Annotated in this window: 19 protein-coding genes; 14 read left to right on the forward strand and 5 right to left on the reverse strand. The window is 60.4% G+C overall.

The features are described from left to right. Nucleotides 1-10 precede the first annotated feature (10 nt). From trpB to ACFO3A_RS02310, 7 genes are all read left to right on the forward strand, one after another. On the forward strand, nt 11-1,279 hold the full coding sequence (gene trpB / locus ACFO3A_RS02280) for a tryptophan synthase subunit beta (protein WP_377723588.1): 1,269 nt from the start codon (nt 11-13) through the stop codon (nt 1,277-1,279). Further along, nucleotides 1,276-2,085, forward strand: a complete 810-nt coding sequence (trpA, locus tag ACFO3A_RS02285; RefSeq protein ID WP_377723590.1) for a tryptophan synthase subunit alpha — start codon at nt 1,276-1,278, stop codon at nt 2,083-2,085. Before trpB ends, trpA begins: the two co-directional genes overlap by 4 nt. A 57-nt stretch (nt 2,086-2,142) precedes the next feature. Further along, nucleotides 2,143-3,018: an acetyl-CoA carboxylase, carboxyltransferase subunit beta gene (accD, locus tag ACFO3A_RS02290; RefSeq protein ID WP_377723591.1), complete on the forward strand. Its 876-nt coding sequence runs from the start codon at nt 2,143-2,145 to the stop codon at nt 3,016-3,018. Between the two features lie 67 nt (nt 3,019-3,085). Continuing rightward, nucleotides 3,086-3,940 carry an archaetidylserine decarboxylase gene (gene asd / locus ACFO3A_RS02295; protein WP_377723593.1) on the forward strand — a complete coding sequence of 285 codons (855 nt, stop codon included), beginning with the start codon at nt 3,086-3,088 and terminating at the stop codon, nt 3,938-3,940. 191 nt (nt 3,941-4,131) lie between these two features. Continuing rightward, entirely contained in the window at nt 4,132-4,671 is a 540-nt protein-coding gene (locus ACFO3A_RS02300; RefSeq protein ID WP_377723595.1) for a hypothetical protein, read from the forward strand. A gap of 17 nt (nt 4,672-4,688) precedes the next feature. After that, nucleotides 4,689-5,615 (forward strand): zinc ribbon domain-containing protein, encoded by a 927-nt coding sequence (locus ACFO3A_RS02305; RefSeq protein WP_377723597.1) that lies wholly within the window; start codon nt 4,689-4,691, stop codon nt 5,613-5,615. 28 nt (nt 5,616-5,643) lie between these two features. Beyond that, nucleotides 5,644-5,982, forward strand: a complete 339-nt coding sequence (locus ACFO3A_RS02310; protein ID WP_377723599.1) for a hypothetical protein — start codon at nt 5,644-5,646, stop codon at nt 5,980-5,982. 7 nt (nt 5,983-5,989) lie between these two features. Here the strand turns inward: ACFO3A_RS02310 and ACFO3A_RS02315 are convergent, their stop codons facing one another. Beyond that, nucleotides 5,990-6,244: a helix-turn-helix domain-containing protein gene (locus tag ACFO3A_RS02315; RefSeq protein ID WP_377723601.1), complete on the reverse strand. Its 255-nt coding sequence runs from the start codon at nt 6,242-6,244 to the stop codon at nt 5,990-5,992. Between the two features lie 177 nt (nt 6,245-6,421). Between ACFO3A_RS02315 and ACFO3A_RS02320 the strand changes: the two genes are divergently transcribed. From ACFO3A_RS02320 to ACFO3A_RS02340, 5 genes are all read left to right on the forward strand, one after another. Next, nucleotides 6,422-7,366, forward strand: a complete 945-nt coding sequence (locus tag ACFO3A_RS02320; protein WP_377723603.1) for a helix-turn-helix transcriptional regulator — start codon at nt 6,422-6,424, stop codon at nt 7,364-7,366. A gap of 24 nt (nt 7,367-7,390) precedes the next feature. Next, entirely contained in the window at nt 7,391-7,729 is a 339-nt protein-coding gene (locus tag ACFO3A_RS02325) for an SHOCT domain-containing protein (protein WP_377723605.1), read from the forward strand. 43 nt (nt 7,730-7,772) lie between these two features. Further along, nucleotides 7,773-8,732 (forward strand): GTPase family protein, encoded by a 960-nt coding sequence (locus ACFO3A_RS02330; protein WP_377723607.1) that lies wholly within the window; start codon nt 7,773-7,775, stop codon nt 8,730-8,732. A 36-nt stretch (nt 8,733-8,768) separates the two neighbouring features. Continuing rightward, on the forward strand, nt 8,769-9,677 hold the full coding sequence (locus tag ACFO3A_RS02335) for a DUF3944 domain-containing protein (protein ID WP_377723609.1): 909 nt from the start codon (nt 8,769-8,771) through the stop codon (nt 9,675-9,677). 229 nt (nt 9,678-9,906) lie between these two features. Beyond that, entirely contained in the window at nt 9,907-10,599 is a 693-nt protein-coding gene (locus tag ACFO3A_RS02340) for a hypothetical protein (RefSeq protein ID WP_377723611.1), read from the forward strand. Nucleotides 10,600-11,231: 632 nt separating this feature from the next. On the opposite strand, the gene ACFO3A_RS02345 is transcribed toward ACFO3A_RS02340, so the two are convergent. Further along, nucleotides 11,232-11,792 (reverse strand): YggT family protein, encoded by a 561-nt coding sequence (locus ACFO3A_RS02345; RefSeq protein ID WP_377723613.1) that lies wholly within the window; start codon nt 11,790-11,792, stop codon nt 11,232-11,234. Nucleotides 11,793-12,069: 277 nt separating this feature from the next. Between ACFO3A_RS02345 and lysS the strand changes: the two genes are divergently transcribed. Both lysS and ACFO3A_RS02355 read left to right on the forward strand, forming a co-directional pair. Continuing rightward, complete coding sequence (lysS, locus tag ACFO3A_RS02350; protein ID WP_377723615.1) at nt 12,070-13,617, forward strand: lysine--tRNA ligase; 1,548 nt, start codon at nt 12,070-12,072, stop codon at nt 13,615-13,617. A gap of 81 nt (nt 13,618-13,698) precedes the next feature. Then, a complete protein-coding gene (locus ACFO3A_RS02355) occupies nt 13,699-14,394 on the forward strand; it encodes a mechanosensitive ion channel family protein (protein WP_377723617.1) in 696 nt (231 codons plus the stop codon). A gap of 14 nt (nt 14,395-14,408) precedes the next feature. Here the strand turns inward: ACFO3A_RS02355 and ACFO3A_RS02360 are convergent, their stop codons facing one another. The 3 genes from ACFO3A_RS02360 to ACFO3A_RS02370 all read right to left on the reverse strand — a co-directional run bounded on the left by ACFO3A_RS02360 (nt 14,409) and on the right by ACFO3A_RS02370 (nt 17,626). Next, complete coding sequence (locus tag ACFO3A_RS02360) at nt 14,409-15,332, reverse strand: NAD(P)-dependent oxidoreductase (RefSeq protein ID WP_377723619.1); 924 nt, start codon at nt 15,330-15,332, stop codon at nt 14,409-14,411. A 61-nt stretch (nt 15,333-15,393) separates the two neighbouring features. Continuing rightward, the gene (locus tag ACFO3A_RS02365) at nt 15,394-16,527 is read right to left on the reverse strand and encodes a PilT/PilU family type 4a pilus ATPase (RefSeq protein ID WP_377723622.1); all 1,134 of its coding nucleotides are present in this window, start codon (nt 16,525-16,527) and stop codon (nt 15,394-15,396) included. Nucleotides 16,528-16,582: 55 nt separating this feature from the next. Then, nucleotides 16,583-17,626, reverse strand: a complete 1,044-nt coding sequence (locus ACFO3A_RS02370; RefSeq protein ID WP_377723624.1) for a type IV pilus twitching motility protein PilT — start codon at nt 17,624-17,626, stop codon at nt 16,583-16,585. Nucleotides 17,627-17,642 lie beyond the last annotated feature (16 nt).

Here is a 17,642-nt window from a genome sequence, read left to right on the forward strand (position 1 = left end):
CCATTGATCCATGTTTGAATACCACTACCCCGACGCTACCGGCCACTTCGGCCCCTACGGCGGCAGCTTTGCCAGCGAGACACTGACCTTCGCCCTGAAAGAGCTGCGCGACGCCTGGGCGCACTACCAGAACGATGCCGACTTCCAGGCCGAATTTCAGCGCGAGCTGGCGCACTTCGTGGGACGTCCCTCGCCCGTGTACCACGCCCAGCGTCTGAGCCAGGAAATCGGCGGGGCGCAAATCTTCCTGAAGCGCGAAGACCTCAACCACACCGGCGCCCACAAGATCAACAACGTCATCGGCCAGGCCATGCTGGCCCGGCGCATGGGCAAGCCGCGCATCATTGCCGAAACCGGCGCCGGCCAGCACGGCGTGGCCACGGCCACCATCTGCGCCCGCTACGGCCTGGAGTGCATCGTCTACATGGGTGCAGAGGACGTAAAGCGCCAAAGCCCCAACGTGTTCCGCATGAAGCTGCTGGGCGCCACCGTGGTACCGGTCGAATCGGGCAGCAAGACCCTGAAAGATGCGCTGAACGAAGCCATGCGCGACTGGGTGGCGAACGTGGACAACACCTTCTACATCATCGGCACCGTGGCCGGCCCGGCGCCCTACCCGGCGATGGTGCGTGACTTCCAGCGCGTGATCGGCGAAGAATGCCTCGTGCAAATGCCCGAGCTGCTGGCCAGCCTGCAGCTGGCAGGCAGCCAGCCCGATGCGGTGGTCGCCTGCGTGGGCGGGGGCAGCAACGCCATGGGCATCTTCCACCCCTACATCCCCTTCGAGAACACGCGCCTGATCGGCGTGGAGGCAGCAGGCGAGGGGCTGGATACCGACAAGCACGCCGCATCGCTGCAAAAAGGCTCCAGCGGCGTGCTGCACGGCAACCGCACCTTCATCCTGCAGGATGCAGACGGCCAGATCACCGAAACGCACAGCATCAGCGCCGGGCTGGACTACCCCGGCGTCGGCCCGGAACACGCCTGGCTGCAGGAACTGGGCCGCGCCCAATACGTGGGCATCACCGACAACGAAGCGCTGGCCGCCTTCCACCGCCTGTGCCGCACCGAAGGCATCATCCCCGCGCTGGAATCGAGCCATGCCGTGGCCTATGCCATGAAGCTGGCCCGGGAAATGCGTCCGCAGCAATCCATCCTGGTCAATCTCTCGGGCCGGGGCGACAAGGACATCGGCACCGTGGCCGACCTGTCCGGCGAAGATTTTTACGATCGCCCCTCCATGCGAGGGCTGAAGGTCAAAGGGAGCGACAAAACATGAGCCGCATCACCGCAACATTCGACAGACTGCGCAGCGAAGACCGCCAGGCGCTGATCCCCTTCATCACCGCCGGCTACCCCTTTCCCGCCATCACCCCCGGCCTGATGCACGGCATGGTGGAAGCAGGCGTGGACATCATCGAACTGGGCGTGCCCTTTTCCGACCCGATGGCCGACGGCCCCGTCATCCAGAAAGCCGGGGAACGCGCCATTACCAACGGCGTGAACCTGGCCAAGGTACTGGGCTACGTGCGCGAATTTCGCCAGAAGAACCAGCACACCCCCGTGGTGCTGATGGGCTACGCCAACCCGGTGGAGCGCTACGACCAGCAGCACGGCGCCGGTGCCTTCGTGCGCGATGCCGCCGCTGCCGGGCTGGACGGAATGCTGGTGGTGGACTACCCGCCCGAAGAGTGCGCCGACTTTGCCGCCCAGCTCAAGGCCCACGGCATGGACATGATCTTCCTGCTGGCCCCCACCAGCAGCGACGAACGCATCCAGGAAATCGCCCAGGTGGCCTCCGGTTACGTCTACTACGTCTCGCTCAAGGGCGTGACCGGCTCGGCAGCGCTGGACACCGACGACGTCACCCGGATGCTGGCCCGCATCAAGCAGCATGTCCATATCCCCGTGGGCGTGGGCTTCGGCATCCGCGACGGCCAGACCGCGCACACCGTGGCCCAGGTGGCCGATGCCGTCATCATCGGCAGCCGTATCATCCAGCTGCTGGAAGACCAGCCGCACGAGAAAGTCACCCCCCTGGCGGTGGACTTCCTGCGCGGCATCCGCAAGGCAATGGACGCATAATGCCGCCCTTGGCCAGCAATACCGGCTGGCCGCTGTCGCTAGATTGAAGGAGGAGCCATGTCCTGGCTTGAAAAGCTGCTGCCGACCAAGGCCCAAGCAACCGAACCCAAAGAGCGCCACCAGCAGATCCCCGAGGGCCTGTGGGTGAAATGCCCCTGCTGCGAATCGGTGCTGTACAAAACCGATTTGCAGAAAAACCAGAACGTCTGCCCCACCTGCAGCCACCACCACCGCATCAACGCCCGCGACCGCCTGAACCACTTCATGGACGGCGAGGGCCGCTATGAAATCGGCCAGGAAGTCATCCCCGTCGATGCGCTGAAATTCAAGGACAGCCGCAAATACCCCGAGCGCCTGAAAGAAGCCCTGGAAAACACCGGCGAGACCGATGCCCTGGTCGTCATGGGCGGCACCGTCAAAGGCATCGAACTGGTCGCCGCGTGCTTCGAGTTCGACTTCATGGGCGGCAGCATGGGCTCCGTCGTCGGCGAGCGCTTCTGCCGGGGCGTGGAAGCCGCCATCGAGCAGAAAGTGCCCTTCATCTGCTTCACCGCCACCGGCGGCGCACGGATGCAGGAAGGCCTGCTCTCGCTCATGCAGATGGCCAAGACCAACGCCGCCCTGACCCGCCTGGCGCAAAAAGGGCTGCCCTACATCAGCGTGCTGACCGACCCCACCATGGGCGGCGTCTCTGCCGGGTTCGCCTTCGTCGGCGACATCGTCATGGCCGAACCCAACGCCCTCATCGGCTTTGCCGGCCCGCGCGTGATCGAAACCACCGTGCGCGTGAAACTGCCCGAAGGCTTCCAACGCGCCGAATTCCTGCAGGACAAAGGCGCCGTGGACATGATCGTCGATCGCCGCGACCTGCGCGAACGCATCGCCAGCAGCCTGGCCATGCTCCAGCGCCTACCTGCCGACGCCATCATTTAAAAAAATTTTCAATAGCTACCAACGCCCGCCAGGCATTGCTTTGCGGGCGTTTTTTATCAAAATCTCCATGTCCGACCGCCTTGCCGTACTGCCCCAATACCTGCTGCCCAAGCAAGCCCTGACCCGCCTTATGGGCACCCTGGCCGGCCTGGAAGGCGGCCGCACCACCACGGCGGTCATCCGCTGGTTCATCCAGCGCTACAAGGTGAACATGCACGAGGCGCTGGACAGCAACCCCGCCGCCTACAAAACCTTCAACCAATTCTTCACCCGGCCCCTGCGCCCCGGCGTGCGCCCCCTGGCCGATGCCGACTGGGTCTGCCCCGTCGATGGTGCCATCAGCCAGCTGGGCGCCCTGACCGGCAACGCAGGCGACCAGATTTTTCAGGCCAAGGGCCACCACTACAGCACCCAGGCCCTGGTCGGCGGCGACGCGCAACTGGCCGCGCAATTCGCCCACGGCCACTTCGCCACCATCTATTTAAGCCCGCGTGACTACCACCGCATCCACATGCCCTGCGCCGGACGGCTGCTGCGCATGATCCACGTGCCGGGCGACCTGTTCTCGGTCAATCCCACCACCGCCCGGGGCGTACCCGGCCTGTTCGCCCGCAACGAGCGTGTGGTCTGCGTCTTCGAGGGCGAGTTCGGCCCCTTCGTGCTGGTGCTGGTCGGCGCCACCATCGTCGGCAGCATGGCCACCGTCTGGCACGGACTGGTCAATCCGCCCCGCCCCGGCACGCTGCGCGAATGGCACTACACCGACCAGCACATCCACCTGCAACGCGGCGAGGAAATGGGGCGCTTCCTGCTCGGCTCCACCGTCGTGCTGCTCATGCCGCAGGGTGGACTGCAATTCAATCCCGACTGGCAAGCCGCCCGCCCCGTGCGCCTGGGCGAAGCCATGGCCCGGCAGAGCTGACGCCCCCTGCCACACCTGCTCCGCAGGTTTTCCTGCCCCCGGCGCCTGCCAGAGCACGATCTGGAGGCGCTTTTTTTACGCACCCTGGACGAACCGACACAAGGTGCCGCACCGGCTTCTTACATTGGATTGCACGGCCTCCGGCTTTCACCGCTGCGCCCGCCATCCAACCCTTGAATGGAAAGAAGCCCATGTCCTCCTTTTGCTCCCAATGCGGCAAACCTACCCCGGAACACGACCCATCCTGCCTGGTACACCGGCTGGCACAACAGCCCTTGCCGCCCCTGGCGGAAAAAACGCCCTTTGCCCATCCCGGCGAAAAGCAAGCACACAACACCCCGCACGTTGCCGACCCGACCCAGCCATTGGACACAACGGGCAACCGCTATTTTGGCCCTTTGAACAGGTTTATCTGGGTATTAGCTTTTGCCCCGATTATTGGTGTGCTGTTTGAATACATCATCGCCCATATTTTCTACAGCAGCAGTATCCAAGCCGACACTGCTTTTCACAATGGCTATTTCTTTTGGGTCACGGTCATCCTGAACATTGGGCTATGCACACAGGATGAAAAACACCTGAAAAAACACGGTATCGACACCCAACCCATCGGTGCCGCATGGCTGGTACCCGTGTATATCTTCAAAAGAAGCAAACACCTGCAAGACGGCCCCCTGTATTTCTACCTCTGGATTGGCAGCCTGATCGCCGCCATTATTTTCAACGCCTGATATTACGGAGGCCCACCATGTCCACACTCTTCTGCACACAATGCGGCCAACAGATTGCCGCCGCCGACCGACATTGCCCGCACTGCGGCGCAGCGCAAACTGCCGTCGTGCCCCCTGCCGCGCCAGGAAAGAAAGCCGTACCCGACGGCATCCGGGGCTGGTCGTGGGGCGCATTCCTGCTCAGTTGGGTCTGGGCCATCGGCAACAAAACCTGGATCGGCCTGCTCGCCCTCATCCCCTACGTCGGCCTCATCATGGCTATCGTCCTGGGCATCAAAGGGCGCGAATGGGCCTGGCAGAACAAGGAGTGGGACAGCGTCGAACACTTCCAGCGCGTGCAAAAGCAATGGAACCGCTGGGCCTTCATCATCATCGGCGCGTTGATCGTCATCGGCGGTGCGATTGGTGTCGGCGTGGCGATCTACGAAAACCGTGCCCAAAATTCCGTCCCCGATGAAGTGCTGGACATGCTGGCCCAAACCCCAAGCACACCCAGCCCCCCGGCAGCACCCCGGTCTGTGCCCATATTGGAAGCATCCCAGCCGCACACCGCCTCCATACAAAAATACGAGCCTCTTTTCCTTTCAGAAAATGAAACGGGGCAACTATTTCAAATATCAAGCTATCCGAAAAATATCATCTACAAAAATACCAATCTGCTGGATTATTTATTTGAAGATACTGACATGATCGGCTACCTGGGATTTGAAAAAATTTACCAATTTGGCAAAAACTACATTTTCATCATCTCTACCGGAGAGAACGGAAAAATCTGCCCTGCCACCACCTACGCCTTCCAAGTGGACACAGCCGCAGACAGCATCTCTGACAAGCACAAAATCGACGGCTGCTCGGAAAACGTGGAAACCTTTTCCGAAGGCAACAAGCTGATGGTCAAAAAAGAAGGCGACGCCAGCATTTTCTACAACGGCGAAGTCCGGTAATCCGCCCCCACATCCAGAAAGCCCCACCATGAGTTTTTGCCGAGGCTGCGGCACCACGCTGCACGAAACCGCCCCCACCTGCCCGCACTGCGGCGCACCGCAAAACCTGCCCGCTGCTACGGCATCAACCAACGCACTCTGGCTGCCCATCACCGGGCTAATCATCGGCATTCTGGCGCTGCTGGCCGCCATTGGACTGACAGAAGCCGATGACGACCTGGACGTCTACATCGGCACCCTGATGTTTGCCGGCATCGCCATCGCCCTGGGGGCCGTCGGCACCTTTCACCACACCACAGGCCGGGGCATGTCCATCGCCGGGCTGGTACTGGGCATATTGGGGCTGCTGCTGGCCCTGGCTTCCTAAAACACCATCACCCCGCCAACCCGGACTGCTGCGCCAGCACGCGCCGCTCCACATCGTCCAGCACATCGGCAGCCCGCACATCCAGCGCCGCGCACAGGCGCAGCAGCATCCGCACGCTGGGGCTGCTGCGACCCAGCTCGATCAGCGACAGGTAATTGCGATCCATCTGCACGCGCAGGGCCAAGTCGGACTGACTCCAGCCCCGCTCCGTGCGCAGCTTGCGCAGCGCCTGCCCCAATGCCTGATCGACCACATCGCTCATCACGCAAGCGTGCGGCAGCTTGTGTCGTTTATTGCGGTATAAATACGGCAGAATGTGTGATACAAAAAATCACACTCATGACATAAGGATTCATTACCAGCAGCGACACGCCATGCCGCACCCACAGCCTACATTCGCGCTATCGCACCACACCTTGCCACCCACGTTTTGCTGCCCATGCCCGCCACACCACGCACCGCCTCCGACACCAAAGGAGGAAAATTCACCCAACGCCTGTCCAGCATCATCGCCCGGCTGCACCAGGGCGAAACCATCGACAAGCACCAACTGGTCGCTGAATTTGGCGCCAACATCCGCACCATCGAGCGCGACCTGCACCAACGCCTGCAAGGCATCGCCGAACGCAATGCCCAAGGCCAATGGCAACTGGCTCTGAAAGCCCGCAGCACCATCCCCGCCAAACACCTGCACAACTACGCCCGCATGGCCGGCACCGAGCATCTGTTTCCGAACAGCAGCCTGCCCTACCTGCTGGAACAACTGGACACCCCCGAGCAGCGCCGCGCCACCCACGTCCAGCCCGTACCGCATGAAGACCTGGACGGCAGCACCCACACCTTCACCGCGCTGCAAACGGCCATCGAACAGCACCACCCCTGCCGCTTCACCTACAAAGGCAAGGCCCGCCACGCCCAGCCCTACCGCCTGATCCACAAAAACGGCGTGTGGTACCTGGCCGCCGAAGAAGCCGCCCGCCTGAAAAACTTCAGCGTCGCGCTGATTGAACAACTGGAGGTGGACACCGCCGCCCGCTTCACCCCCCAACGCAGCCACCTGGACTACATCGCCGCCAAAGACGACGTGTGGTTTACCGATAAAACCACCGAAGTGCTGCTGCGCGTCGCCCCGGAAGTGGCCCACTACTTCGCCCGCCGCCCCTTGCTGCCCCAGCAACAGCACCGCCAAGACAGCGACGGCTCGCTGCTCGTCACCACCCATATCAACCACATCCACCAACTGTTGCCCGTGGTGCGCTACTGGCTGCCGCATGTGCGGATTGTTCAGCCGGTGGCGTGGCAGGAGGAATTGGTGCGGGGGTTGCGGGAGGTATTGGTGCAATGGGAAACACCGCGTGGCACTCGTTCCACGGCGCTGGATTAACAGCAGGATTCCAAGGAGAAAAGCATGAAAGGCGGAGGCATTGTGGCGCTGGTCATTTTTATTTTTCTATTCTTTTGCTTTATCTGGGGAATTGCTTCTGTCGTAGGTGGCGCCCGTGAAAAAGTACAAGCCAAAAGCAAAAAAATAAAATCCTTTATGCCACACAAATCAGAACCGACCTCGTCTCACTCCCCTGCTCCTGGGAATTTTCCAACGAAAGATGGCGCTGATGTAGCCATGGCTGATGAAAAAAAATCCATGAACCATATCCTGGAACATCTTGAAAAACTTAGTCAATTGCACAAGGACGGTTCTTTGACAGACGAAGAATTTTCCAGGCTTAAAGAACAATTGATTAAATAACCCTTACCCCCTCCACTCCACTCCACTCTTTATGGGAATTACTATGAATATTGACGAAGCATTGCGCAACAGCGGCCTGAGCAAGCAAGAACTAGAAAAATTACTGGAGAAAATTAACAATACAGAGATCAATGTTTTATTGATTGGCAGCACAGGAGCTGGAAAAAGTTCTACCATTAATGCTCTTTTCTCTACTAACGGCCACAGCGAACCTCAAGCTAAGGTAGGGAAAGGTGCCGAGCCAGAAACAATGGACATCAAACGTTATCCTCTCAATAACATCGTGATCTGGGACTCTCCAGGTCTTGGTGACAGTGAGGAAAAAGATCAACAGCATCAGAAAAAAATCGTTGAGTTACTTCAACGCAAAGACAAAAAAAACAATCCTCTAATTGATCTGATATTTTTGGTAATTGATGGTGCCAGTCGCGATTTTAGCTCTACTTACAAGCTTATCAAAGATGTGGTTGCACCAAATCTACATGTAGATGAAAAAGATCGCCTACTTATCGGCATCAATAAGGCTGATAAAGTGATGCACCATAAATTCTGGAACCAAGTTGATAATCAACCATCGGAAGAATTACTCAAACAACTAAATGAGCAAGTTAATACTGTCAAAAAGCGCATACAACAAGACACTGGATTCAATCCTGATGTAATTTACTACGTAGCAGGAGAACGTCATAATGAAGAACAACTGCAAGCCCCATACAATCTTATGAAACTTCTCAGTTTCATTATAGAGAAGCTTCCAAAAAAGAAAAGAGCAGCCGTTGTAAATGATCTGAATGAAAACCAAGAAAATTTTCAATCCAACGACAACAAAGGCAATTATAAAGAAAAGATTGAAAAATCTTTTTTTGAATCCCTCAAAGAGATTGCCGCAGATACTCTAAAGAAATCAGCAGATGCCATTTCTGATTTTTTCCGAGAACCTCAAGTAAAGAAATTTTTATTTGATGTGAGCTTCGGCATATTGAAGAATATCTTCAAAAAATAACTCCTCGCAAGAACATCCATTTCAGAAAGATTTTAAATGGCATACCGTTCCGACAAAGACCTCGCCTTTCTAGGCGAAATGAAAAGCGCTGACCTTAACAACCTTGTGGATGTCATCATCAAAGACAAAGATGGCAGTACGCGGTTTACCGAAGAACTAACGAATAAAGATATTTATAAAAAATACTATCCTGACCATTCAAAATATTGGAAAGACATTGCTGCAGAAATTCAATGCTTTGGCGCCAATACCATCATAACTGTTTTCCGTCGTGGAGAAGGTGTTCTATACCGAGAAATACTCATAGATGTATGCAAAAAATTAAAAGTCAATTATAAGGAAGATCAATCCATCGCATCCCTTGAAGATCAACTTCTCATAAAGCTTCTTGGTGATGCAACCGCCAATATGACCGAAGCTGCCCGTGCAGAATTTTCCAAAATAACGGGCATCAACGCAGCCAAAATGATGACTCCAGAAGGACTAACTGCTGCGGCCCAAGTAATTTTTGCTGCGGGAGGATTTAAGTCATACCAGATTACGCTGATGGTGGTCAATGCTATCAGTAAAGCTTTATTGGGCCGTGGCTTGGCATTCGCAGGAAACGCAGCACTCGCCCGCACTTTGGGGGTTCTTAGCGGCCCTATCGGTTGGACACTGACAGGCGTATGGACAGCCTTTGATATTGCCAGTCCTGCATTTCGAGTCACTCTGCCCGCAGTGCTGCATGTTGCGTTGCTTCGCAAACAATATCAAGCAGAAAAAGATAAGTTATTCAGTGATATTGAGACAGCCATGAATGCAGATGATGAAGCGATGGATGCAGTTATAAATCCCATCATCGAATGCGAAAATTGCGCCCAAAAGCTTCGCATTCCTACCCAAGGCAGCTTTCAGGTCACATGCCCGTCTTGCCGCCATCAATGGTTTGTGAATCTGTCGTAAAAAAATCTCCTCTGCGGCCTGCTCCGCAGAGGGATCATTCCTTTATCCAGTCAAGCCCCAACCGGCGACTACCGCAAATGGCTGTGCCAGCTCAAAACACGCTTTTAGCAAGTGCCGCCCAAAGCGGCCGTTGCTGCTAATACCAAGCTGGCATCGCCTCTGGAGCAGTGACCCAGCAGCAGGCTGCTGCTCAATTGAAAGCTATTCCCTGACATGCCTCACCCTGAAAATGACTGAAAACCCCAGCAATTCCTCCTTGACCACCCTGGCCCAACGCCACCAAACCCAAATCGCCCAGCAGCGCACACCCTTTACCCTGCGGATGCACCGCGCCTTGAGTTGGCTGCAACGGGCCGAGGCGGCGGGCGATGACGACGATGTGGCCTTTATCTGCCTGTGGATTGGCTTCAACGCCGCCTACGCGCAGGACATGGGCCAGGGGGCAGGCACGATGACTTCGGAGCGGCAGGCGTTTCGCAATTTCATGGGCGAGTTATGTGCGCTGGACAAAGCCCAAACCCTTTCCGCCCTCATCTGGCAAGTCTTCCCCGGCCCCATCCGTGTGCTGCTGGACAACCAGTACGTGTTCCAGCCGTTCTGGGACGCGCTGAACAACCCGCGCAGCGACGGCAGCATTTCCGATCACTGGCGCGAGGCGTTCGAGGACGCGAAGAATCGGGTTCAACGGGCATTAAAACGGCAGGATACGGAGCGGGTGCTGTACGAGGTTTTTGTGCGCCTGTACACGCTGCGCAACCAGCTCATGCACGGCGGGGCGACATGGAACAGCTCGGTCAACCGCGCCCAGTTGCGCGACGGGCGGGCGCTGCTGGCGCGGGTGCTGCCGGTGATGCTGGGGGTGATGATGGACAACCCGGCCCGGTTCGAGGGCAGGCCGTTTTACCCAGTGGTGCAGGAATAGGCGCCAGACGCGCGGCCTGCCGGGCACGGGGCTGGTGCCGCCCGCAATTCCGCCAGCGCCTGCTGGTAATCCAGGATGCTGCATTGCAAGTGTTCCAACGCGATGGCAAGAGGGTATGCACCGCGTCTGTACGGACGGCCTGCCATTGCGCAGGGGACTGGGCGCTGTCCAGGATATCGATGCTGCACCGCAGCCCTGCCGGCAGTTGGTGCCACGGCAAGCATACGTAGCCGGGGTTCCAGTGCCAAGTGCCGGCGCAGGCCGCCTGCACGGTATGGGCCATGCGGCTGATGCGTTGTGTGACGGTTTGGTCGTATGCCGCTTCAAACGCCAGGGCCAGGCAGGATCGCATCCGCGTATGCGGGGCGGCTGCGTCCGTCGGGGCCCACCAGGCGCTTGTCTGCCTGTGTTGCTGGATACTCCAGGCCGCTTCGGCGATGTGCCGGGCCTGCGATTCGGCCTGGCAAGCCCAGGCCAGCAGTTCGTAGTGCTGGCAAGTCAGCAGCGTGGCAAATGGTTGGCGCATCTTGTCTTCCCTGTGCTATGCGCTGCAATGCCAGCGCTGGCGCCAGCTTAAGCAGAGGGTGCGACAGGTGGTGACGCCTGTGATGCGACAAGACTTTTTTATGCCCCTACCGCACCCACAGCGCCAGCAGGTTGAACTGCACGTTGGCCAGCACCATCATCAGCACTTGCAGGACGATCAGCGCCACCAGGGGCGACAGGTCTACGCTGCCGACCAGGGGGATGATGCGGCGCAGGGGGCGCAGCACGGGTTCGGACAGCCGCGCCAGGATGGCGGCCACCGGGGCGTGGGGCTGCACCCAGGACAGGATGGCGTGGATCAGCAGGATGCCGATGAAGCCCGTCAGCACCATGCGCAGCAGGCCGAAGGCGGCCAGCAGCGGCACCAGCGTGACGCTGCCCGCCGCGCCGCCGAGCAGCCACAGGACGAGGTAGTGCGCCAGCTCGACCAGCACGGCGCCGAGCAGGCAGGAGGCGTCGATCTTGCCCTTGGGCCGCAGGACGCGGCGCAGCGGCAGGATGAGCCAGTCGGACAGGGCGAACACCAGTTGCCCGACCGGATTGCCGAACGGCACGCGCAACAATTGCATATACAGGCGCAGCAGGCAGGCTCCGGCGACCAAGCCGCTGGCCACTTCCAGTAAAAATTCCAGGATTTGATAAAGCATGGCAGATTTTGTGAAACGATAGCTGTTTGCGATTGAATCTAAACGATTACAGCATCATTCATATCTAAAAATCAATGTTTACAAGCGGAAAAAGCTACTTTTAACATAGCATTTGATCCGCAAGAGTGCCAAGATTAAGCCATGCTTGCCAGCACCGGGCGCAAAAAAATTAGAATCGCTGGCTTTGGCCGGTTTTTTCAGGCCGGGCCTGCCGTCCGTTTCAGTTTCACTTACTCCCTCCCTCAGCCTTCAGCCCTTACGGGCTTGCTTTGCCCCCATGTCCGACAACACCCCCCTTCAGGTGGCCGAACAGGCCGCGCCCCAAGACGAAAACAAACTCATTGCCGAGCGGCGTGAAAAGCTCAAGGCCCTGCGTGCGCAGGCCAAGGCCCAGGGTGTGGCCGCCTTCCCCAACGACTTCAAGCCCGCGCACCGCGCCGCTGCGCTGACCGGGCAATACGCCGAGCTGGACGCCGAGGCGCTGGAGGCGCAGGCCCTTACGGTCAGCGTGGGCGGGCGCATGATGCTCAAGCGCGTGATGGGCAAGGCCAGCTTTGCCACCGTGCAGGACGCCACGGGCCGCATCCAGCTCTACATCACGCGCGATGCCGTGGGGGAAGAGGTGTACGCCGACTTCAAGAAGTGGGACCTGGGCGACATCGTCGGCGCCGAGGGCACGCTGATGAAGACCAAGACGGGCGAGCTGTCCATCAAGGCCACGAAGATTCGCCTGCTGACCAAGAGCCTGCGGCCCATGCCCGACAAGTTCCACGGCATGGCCGACCTGGAGCAGAAGGTGCGCCAGCGCTACGTCGATCTGATGATGAACGAGGACACCCGCGCCCGCTTCATCGCCCGCAGCAAGGCGGTGGCGGGCATCCGCGACTTCATGGTGGAGCATGGTTTCCTGGAAGTGGAAACGCCCATGCTGCACCCCATTCCCGGCGGGGCGAATGCCAAGCCTTTCGTCACGCATCACAACGCGCTCGACCAGGAGATGTACCTGCGCATTGCGCCGGAGCTGTACCTGAAGCGCCTGGTGGTGGGCGGTTTCGAGCGCGTGTTCGAGATCAACCGCAACTTCCGCAACGAAGGGGTGTCGGTGCGCCACAACCCCGAGTTCACGATGATGGAGTTCTACGCCGCGTGGTGGAACTACCGCGATCTGATGGACTACACCGAGCAGCTCATCCGCGACGCGGCCATGAAGGCCGTCGGCACGCTGGCCTGCACCTATGCGGGCAAGCCCGTCGATCTGGCTGCGCCGTTCGAGCGGCTGACGATTCCCCAGGCCATCGTCAAATACACCGACGCGGGCGAGAACGTCACCAACCGCGACTGGCTCATCAACGCCCTGCGCAAGCTGGGCATGAACGAGGAAAAAGACAAGCTCTCCAGCCGCACCCTGGCGGGCCTACAGGTGCTGTACTTCGAGGAAGTGGTCGAGGAAAAGCTCTGGAACCCCACCTTCATCATGGAACACCCGACCGAGATCAGCCCGCTGGCCCGCGCCAACGACGAGCGCCCGGAAGTGACCGAACGCTTCGAGCTGTACATCACCGGGCGCGAGTTCGGCAACGGCTTCTCGGAACTGAATGATGCCGAAGACCAGGTGGAACGCTTCAACGCCCAGGTCGAGGCCAAGGACAGCGGCGACGACGAGGCCATGTATTTCGACCACGACTTCGTGCGGGCGCTGGAATACGGCCTGCCGCCCACCGGCGGCTGCGGCATCGGCATCGACCGGCTGATGATGCTGCTGACCGACAGCGCCAGCATCCGCGACGTAATCCTGTTCCCCGCGCTGCGCCGCGAGCAGCCGTAAGCATGTGAACAGGCTTTAGCCGCAGCGCCGCTTCACTTACCATTTCAGGGCACTCGCGCAGTGCCCTTTTTATTTTTTGCCATGAAACCTCTACAACGCTTGCAACGCTGGCACACCCACCTGCCCGACTGGCTCCAGGAGTGGCTGGACGTGATGGTTCCGCTGCTACAGATCGTGCTGATCGTTTTTTGCGCCTGGCTGCTGCACCGGCTGGTACGCCGTGTGCTGCGCCGCGCCAGCACGCATTACCAGTTGCCGCACGAGCTGCTGATGCCGATCAACGTCGTCATCCGCTGGCTCATCGTCAGCGGGGCGGTGCTGCTGGTGCTGGAGCGCCTGGGCGTCTCGGCCACGGTGCTGTGGTCGGCCTTCACCGGCTTTGCCACGGTGGGCGCGGTGGCGTTCTTCGCGGCCTGGAGCGTGCTGTCCAACCTGTTCTGCGCCTTCCTGATCTTTACGGGCCGCCCGTTCACCGTGGGCGACCATATCGAGCTGCTGGACAACGCCGAAAAGCCCGGCGCCCTGGGCAAGGTGGTGGACATCAACCTGCTCTACACCACCCTGCAGGACGTGACCGAGGCCAACGCCGGTGCCCTGGTGCAAATCCCCAACGCCCTGGTCTTCCAGCGCGTGCTGCGCCGCTGGCGGGTTGGTAGCGAAGTCCCGGCCGGAAAAATGCACAGCCCGGCCAGCAGCGCCCCGCCGCCTACAGCCCTGCCCGTGCCGGGCGGCTCGGCCGCCGGGCGCGACCCGGACGCTGCCGCGCCGCCGGTCTAGCACCTAACTAACGACTAGCGCAGGCGGGTAATCAGGCTGGAGGTATCCCAGCGCCCGCCGCCCTGGGCCTGCACGTCGGCGTAGAACTGATCGACCAGGGCCGTCACCGGCAGGCGGGCGCCGTTGCGCTGCGCTTCCTGCAGCACCAGCCCCAGATCCTTGCGCATCCAATCGACGGCAAAGCCGAAGTTGAACTCGTCGCGCACCATGGTGCCGCCCCGGTTGTCCAGTTGCCAGCTTTGCGCTGCGCCCTTGCCGATGACCTGCAGCGCGGCCTGCATGTCCAACCCGGCTTTCTGGCCGAAGGCAATCGCCTCGGACAGCCCCTGCACCAGCCCGGCAATGCAGATCTGATTGACCATCTTGGTCAGTTGCCCGCTGCCGCTGGGGCCCATCAGCGTCACGGCCCGGGCAAAGCTGTCGATCGCCGGGGCTACGGCCTCGAACGCGGCGGGGTCGCCCCCGCACATCACGGTGAGCTGCCCGTTCTGCGCCCCGGCCTGCCCGCCGGAGACCGGCGCGTCGATAAACGCCGCCCCCTGCGCCTGGGCATTGGCCGCCAGCTGGCGGGCCACTTCCGCCGAGGCGGTGGTGTGATCGACCAGCACGCTGCCGGACCGCATTCCGGCCAGGGCGCCATCGCCACCCAGCACCACGCTGCGCAGGTCGTCGTCGTTGCCCACGCAGGTAAAGACGATGTCCGCCCCCTGGGCAGCTTGGCGCGGCGTGGCGGCGTGGGCCACGCGGCCCGTGGCGGCAAAGGCGGCGGCCCAGTCCTGCGCCTTCTGCGCCGTGCGGTTGAACACCGTCACCGTATGCCCGGCCAGGGCCAGATGCCCGGCCATGGGCCAGCCCATCACGCCCAAGCCGATGAAGGCGACCTTGCGGGCGGTGGTCGGGGCGTAGCTGCGGGGGTTGGTTTGCTGCTGGGCAGTCATGGGAAGCCTTATGGAAGATGGAGGGAAAAAACGGGAATCGGGGCGAGGGCTGCGGAGAGGGTTACATCACCTTGAAATGCTCGGTGCCGGCCATCAGGTCGGACTTGGCCCGCTGGCTGTGCAGCTTGATCTGCAGGCGCAGGTTGTTCACCGAGTCGGCATTGCGCAGCGCGTCTTCATAGGTGATGGCGTTGGCCTCGAACAGGTCGAACAGCGCCTGGTCGAAGGTCTGCATCCCCAGCTCGCGGCTTTTCTGCATGATTTCCTTGATCTCCACCACGTCACCCTTAGCGATCATGTCGGACACCAGCGGGGTGTTGAGCAGCACCTCCAGCGCGGCAATGCGGCCCTTGGTGCCCAGGCGCGGCATCAGGCGCTGCGAGATCATGCCGCGCAGGTTCAGCGACAAGTCCAGCAGCAGCTGCTCGCGCCGCTCTTCGGGGAAGAAGTTCAGGATGCGGTCCAGCGCCTGGTTGGCGCTGTTGGCGTGCAGGGTGGCCATGCACAGGTGGCCGGTTTCGGAGAAGACGATGGCGTGCTCCATCGTTTCGCGGTCGCGGATTTCGCCCATCAGAATCACGTCGGGCGCCTGGCGCAGGGTGTTTTTCAGGGCCGCTTCCCAGCTGTCGGTGTCCAGCCCCACTTCGCGCTGGGTGATGATGCAGTTCTTGTGCGGATGCACGAACTCGATCGGGTCTTCCACCGTGATGATGTGGCCGTGCGAGTTCTGGTTGCGCCAATCGACCATGGCCGCCAGCGAGGTCGATTTGCCCGAGCCGGTTGCGCCCACGAAGATGCACAGCCCGCGCTTGGTCATGGCCACGTCTTTCAGCACCTGTGGCAGGCCGAGCTGGTCGATGGTGGGGATGTCGGCCGGAATCGTCCGCAGCACCATGCCCACGCGCCCCTGCTGGATGAAGGCGTTCACCCGGAAGCGTCCGATCCCGGCGGGGGAGATGGCGAAGTTGCACTCCTTGGTGCGCTCGAACTCGGCCATCTGCCGGTCGCTCATGATGGAACGCGCCAGCGCCATGGTGTGGTTGGCCGACAGCGGCTGCTGCGACACCCGGGCCACCGCGCCATCGACCTTGATCGCGGGCGGAAACTCCGCCGTCAGGAACAGGTCGCTGCCCTTGCGGTTGACCATCAGCTGCAGCAGGTCGTTGATGAATTTACTGGCCTGATCGCGTTCCATATGCCAAGCGTCCCTTCAAAAGAAAAATTTTTTGCACCGCGTTTGCCGGTTGGCCTTACCCGGGGAAGTTTTCCGGCGTCTTGGCCTTGGAGCGGGCCTCGGCGGCGCTGACGAGGTTGCGGCGCACCAGCTCGGTCAGGTTCTGGTCGAGCGTCTGCATGCCGAAGTTCGAGCCGGTCTGGATGGCCGAATACATCTGCGCCACCTTGGCCTCGCGGATCAGGTTGCGGATGGCGCTGGTGCCGATCATGATCTCGTGCGCGGCCACGCGGCCATTGCCGTCCTTGGTCTTGCACAGGGTCTGCGAAATCACCGCCTGCAGCGATTCGGAGAGCATGGCCCGCACCATTTCCTTCTCTTCTGCCGGGAAGACGTCGATAATCCGGTCGATGGTTTTGGCGGCGCTGGAGGTGTGCAGCGTGCCGAACACCAGGTGGCCGGTTTCGGCGGCCGTCATCGCCAGACGGATGGTTTCCAGGTCGCGCATTTCCCCCACCAGGATGCAGTCCGGGTCTTCGCGCAGGGCCGAGCGCAGCGCGGCGGAGAAGGTCTTGGTCATCGGCCCCACCTCACGCTGGTTCACCAGGCATTTTTTCGACTGGTGGACGAATTCGATCGGGTCTTCCACCGTCAGGATGTGCCCCTGCTCGTTGCTGTTGAGGTAGTCGATCATGGCCGCCAGGGTGGTCGATTTGCCGGAACCCGTCGGGCCGGTGACCAGCACCAGGCCGCGCGGTTTCAGGGCCAGGTCGGCAAAAATCTTGGGCGCGTTCAAATCCTCCAGCGTCAGGATTTTGCTGGGAATGGTACGGAACACCGCCGCCGCGCCCCGGTACTGGTTGAAGGCGTTCACCCGGAAGCGGGCCAGCCCGGCGATCTCGAAGGAGAAGTCCACCTCCAGGTCTTCCTCGTAGGCCTTGCGCTGGCCGTCGGTCATGATGTCGTACACCATGCTGTGCACCGTCTTGTGGTCCAGCGGATCGACGTTGATGCGCCGCACGTCGCCATGCACGCGGATCATGGGTGGCAGCCCGGCGGACAAGTGCAAGTCCGAAGCTTTGTTTTTCACGCCGAAGGCCAGCAAACTCGTGATGTCCACGTGATTTCTCCTTATC

This window comes from Comamonas nitrativorans (assembly GCF_042654765.1).
GTDB lineage: Bacteria > Pseudomonadota > Gammaproteobacteria > Burkholderiales > Burkholderiaceae_C > Comamonas > Comamonas nitrativorans.

Coding starts and splice junctions, on each gene's coding strand:
- trpB (WP_377723588.1), top strand. CDS start 11: ATGTTTGAATACCACTACCCCGACGCTACCGGCCACTTCGGCCCCTAC.
- trpA (WP_377723590.1), top strand. CDS start 1,276: ATGAGCCGCATCACCGCAACATTCGACAGACTGCGCAGCGAAGACCGC.
- accD (WP_377723591.1), top strand. CDS start 2,143: ATGTCCTGGCTTGAAAAGCTGCTGCCGACCAAGGCCCAAGCAACCGAA.
- asd (WP_377723593.1), top strand. CDS start 3,086: ATGTCCGACCGCCTTGCCGTACTGCCCCAATACCTGCTGCCCAAGCAA.
- ACFO3A_RS02300 (WP_377723595.1), top strand. CDS start 4,132: ATGTCCTCCTTTTGCTCCCAATGCGGCAAACCTACCCCGGAACACGAC.
- ACFO3A_RS02305 (WP_377723597.1), top strand. CDS start 4,689: ATGTCCACACTCTTCTGCACACAATGCGGCCAACAGATTGCCGCCGCC.
- ACFO3A_RS02310 (WP_377723599.1), top strand. CDS start 5,644: ATGAGTTTTTGCCGAGGCTGCGGCACCACGCTGCACGAAACCGCCCCC.
- ACFO3A_RS02315 (WP_377723601.1), bottom strand. CDS start 6,244: ATGAGCGATGTGGTCGATCAGGCATTGGGGCAGGCGCTGCGCAAGCTG.
- ACFO3A_RS02320 (WP_377723603.1), top strand. CDS start 6,422: ATGCCCGCCACACCACGCACCGCCTCCGACACCAAAGGAGGAAAATTC.
- ACFO3A_RS02325 (WP_377723605.1), top strand. CDS start 7,391: ATGAAAGGCGGAGGCATTGTGGCGCTGGTCATTTTTATTTTTCTATTC.
- ACFO3A_RS02330 (WP_377723607.1), top strand. CDS start 7,773: ATGAATATTGACGAAGCATTGCGCAACAGCGGCCTGAGCAAGCAAGAA.
- ACFO3A_RS02335 (WP_377723609.1), top strand. CDS start 8,769: ATGGCATACCGTTCCGACAAAGACCTCGCCTTTCTAGGCGAAATGAAA.
- ACFO3A_RS02340 (WP_377723611.1), top strand. CDS start 9,907: ATGACTGAAAACCCCAGCAATTCCTCCTTGACCACCCTGGCCCAACGC.
- ACFO3A_RS02345 (WP_377723613.1), bottom strand. CDS start 11,792: ATGCTTTATCAAATCCTGGAATTTTTACTGGAAGTGGCCAGCGGCTTG.
- lysS (WP_377723615.1), top strand. CDS start 12,070: ATGTCCGACAACACCCCCCTTCAGGTGGCCGAACAGGCCGCGCCCCAA.
- ACFO3A_RS02355 (WP_377723617.1), top strand. CDS start 13,699: ATGAAACCTCTACAACGCTTGCAACGCTGGCACACCCACCTGCCCGAC.
- ACFO3A_RS02360 (WP_377723619.1), bottom strand. CDS start 15,332: ATGACTGCCCAGCAGCAAACCAACCCCCGCAGCTACGCCCCGACCACC.
- ACFO3A_RS02365 (WP_377723622.1), bottom strand. CDS start 16,527: ATGGAACGCGATCAGGCCAGTAAATTCATCAACGACCTGCTGCAGCTG.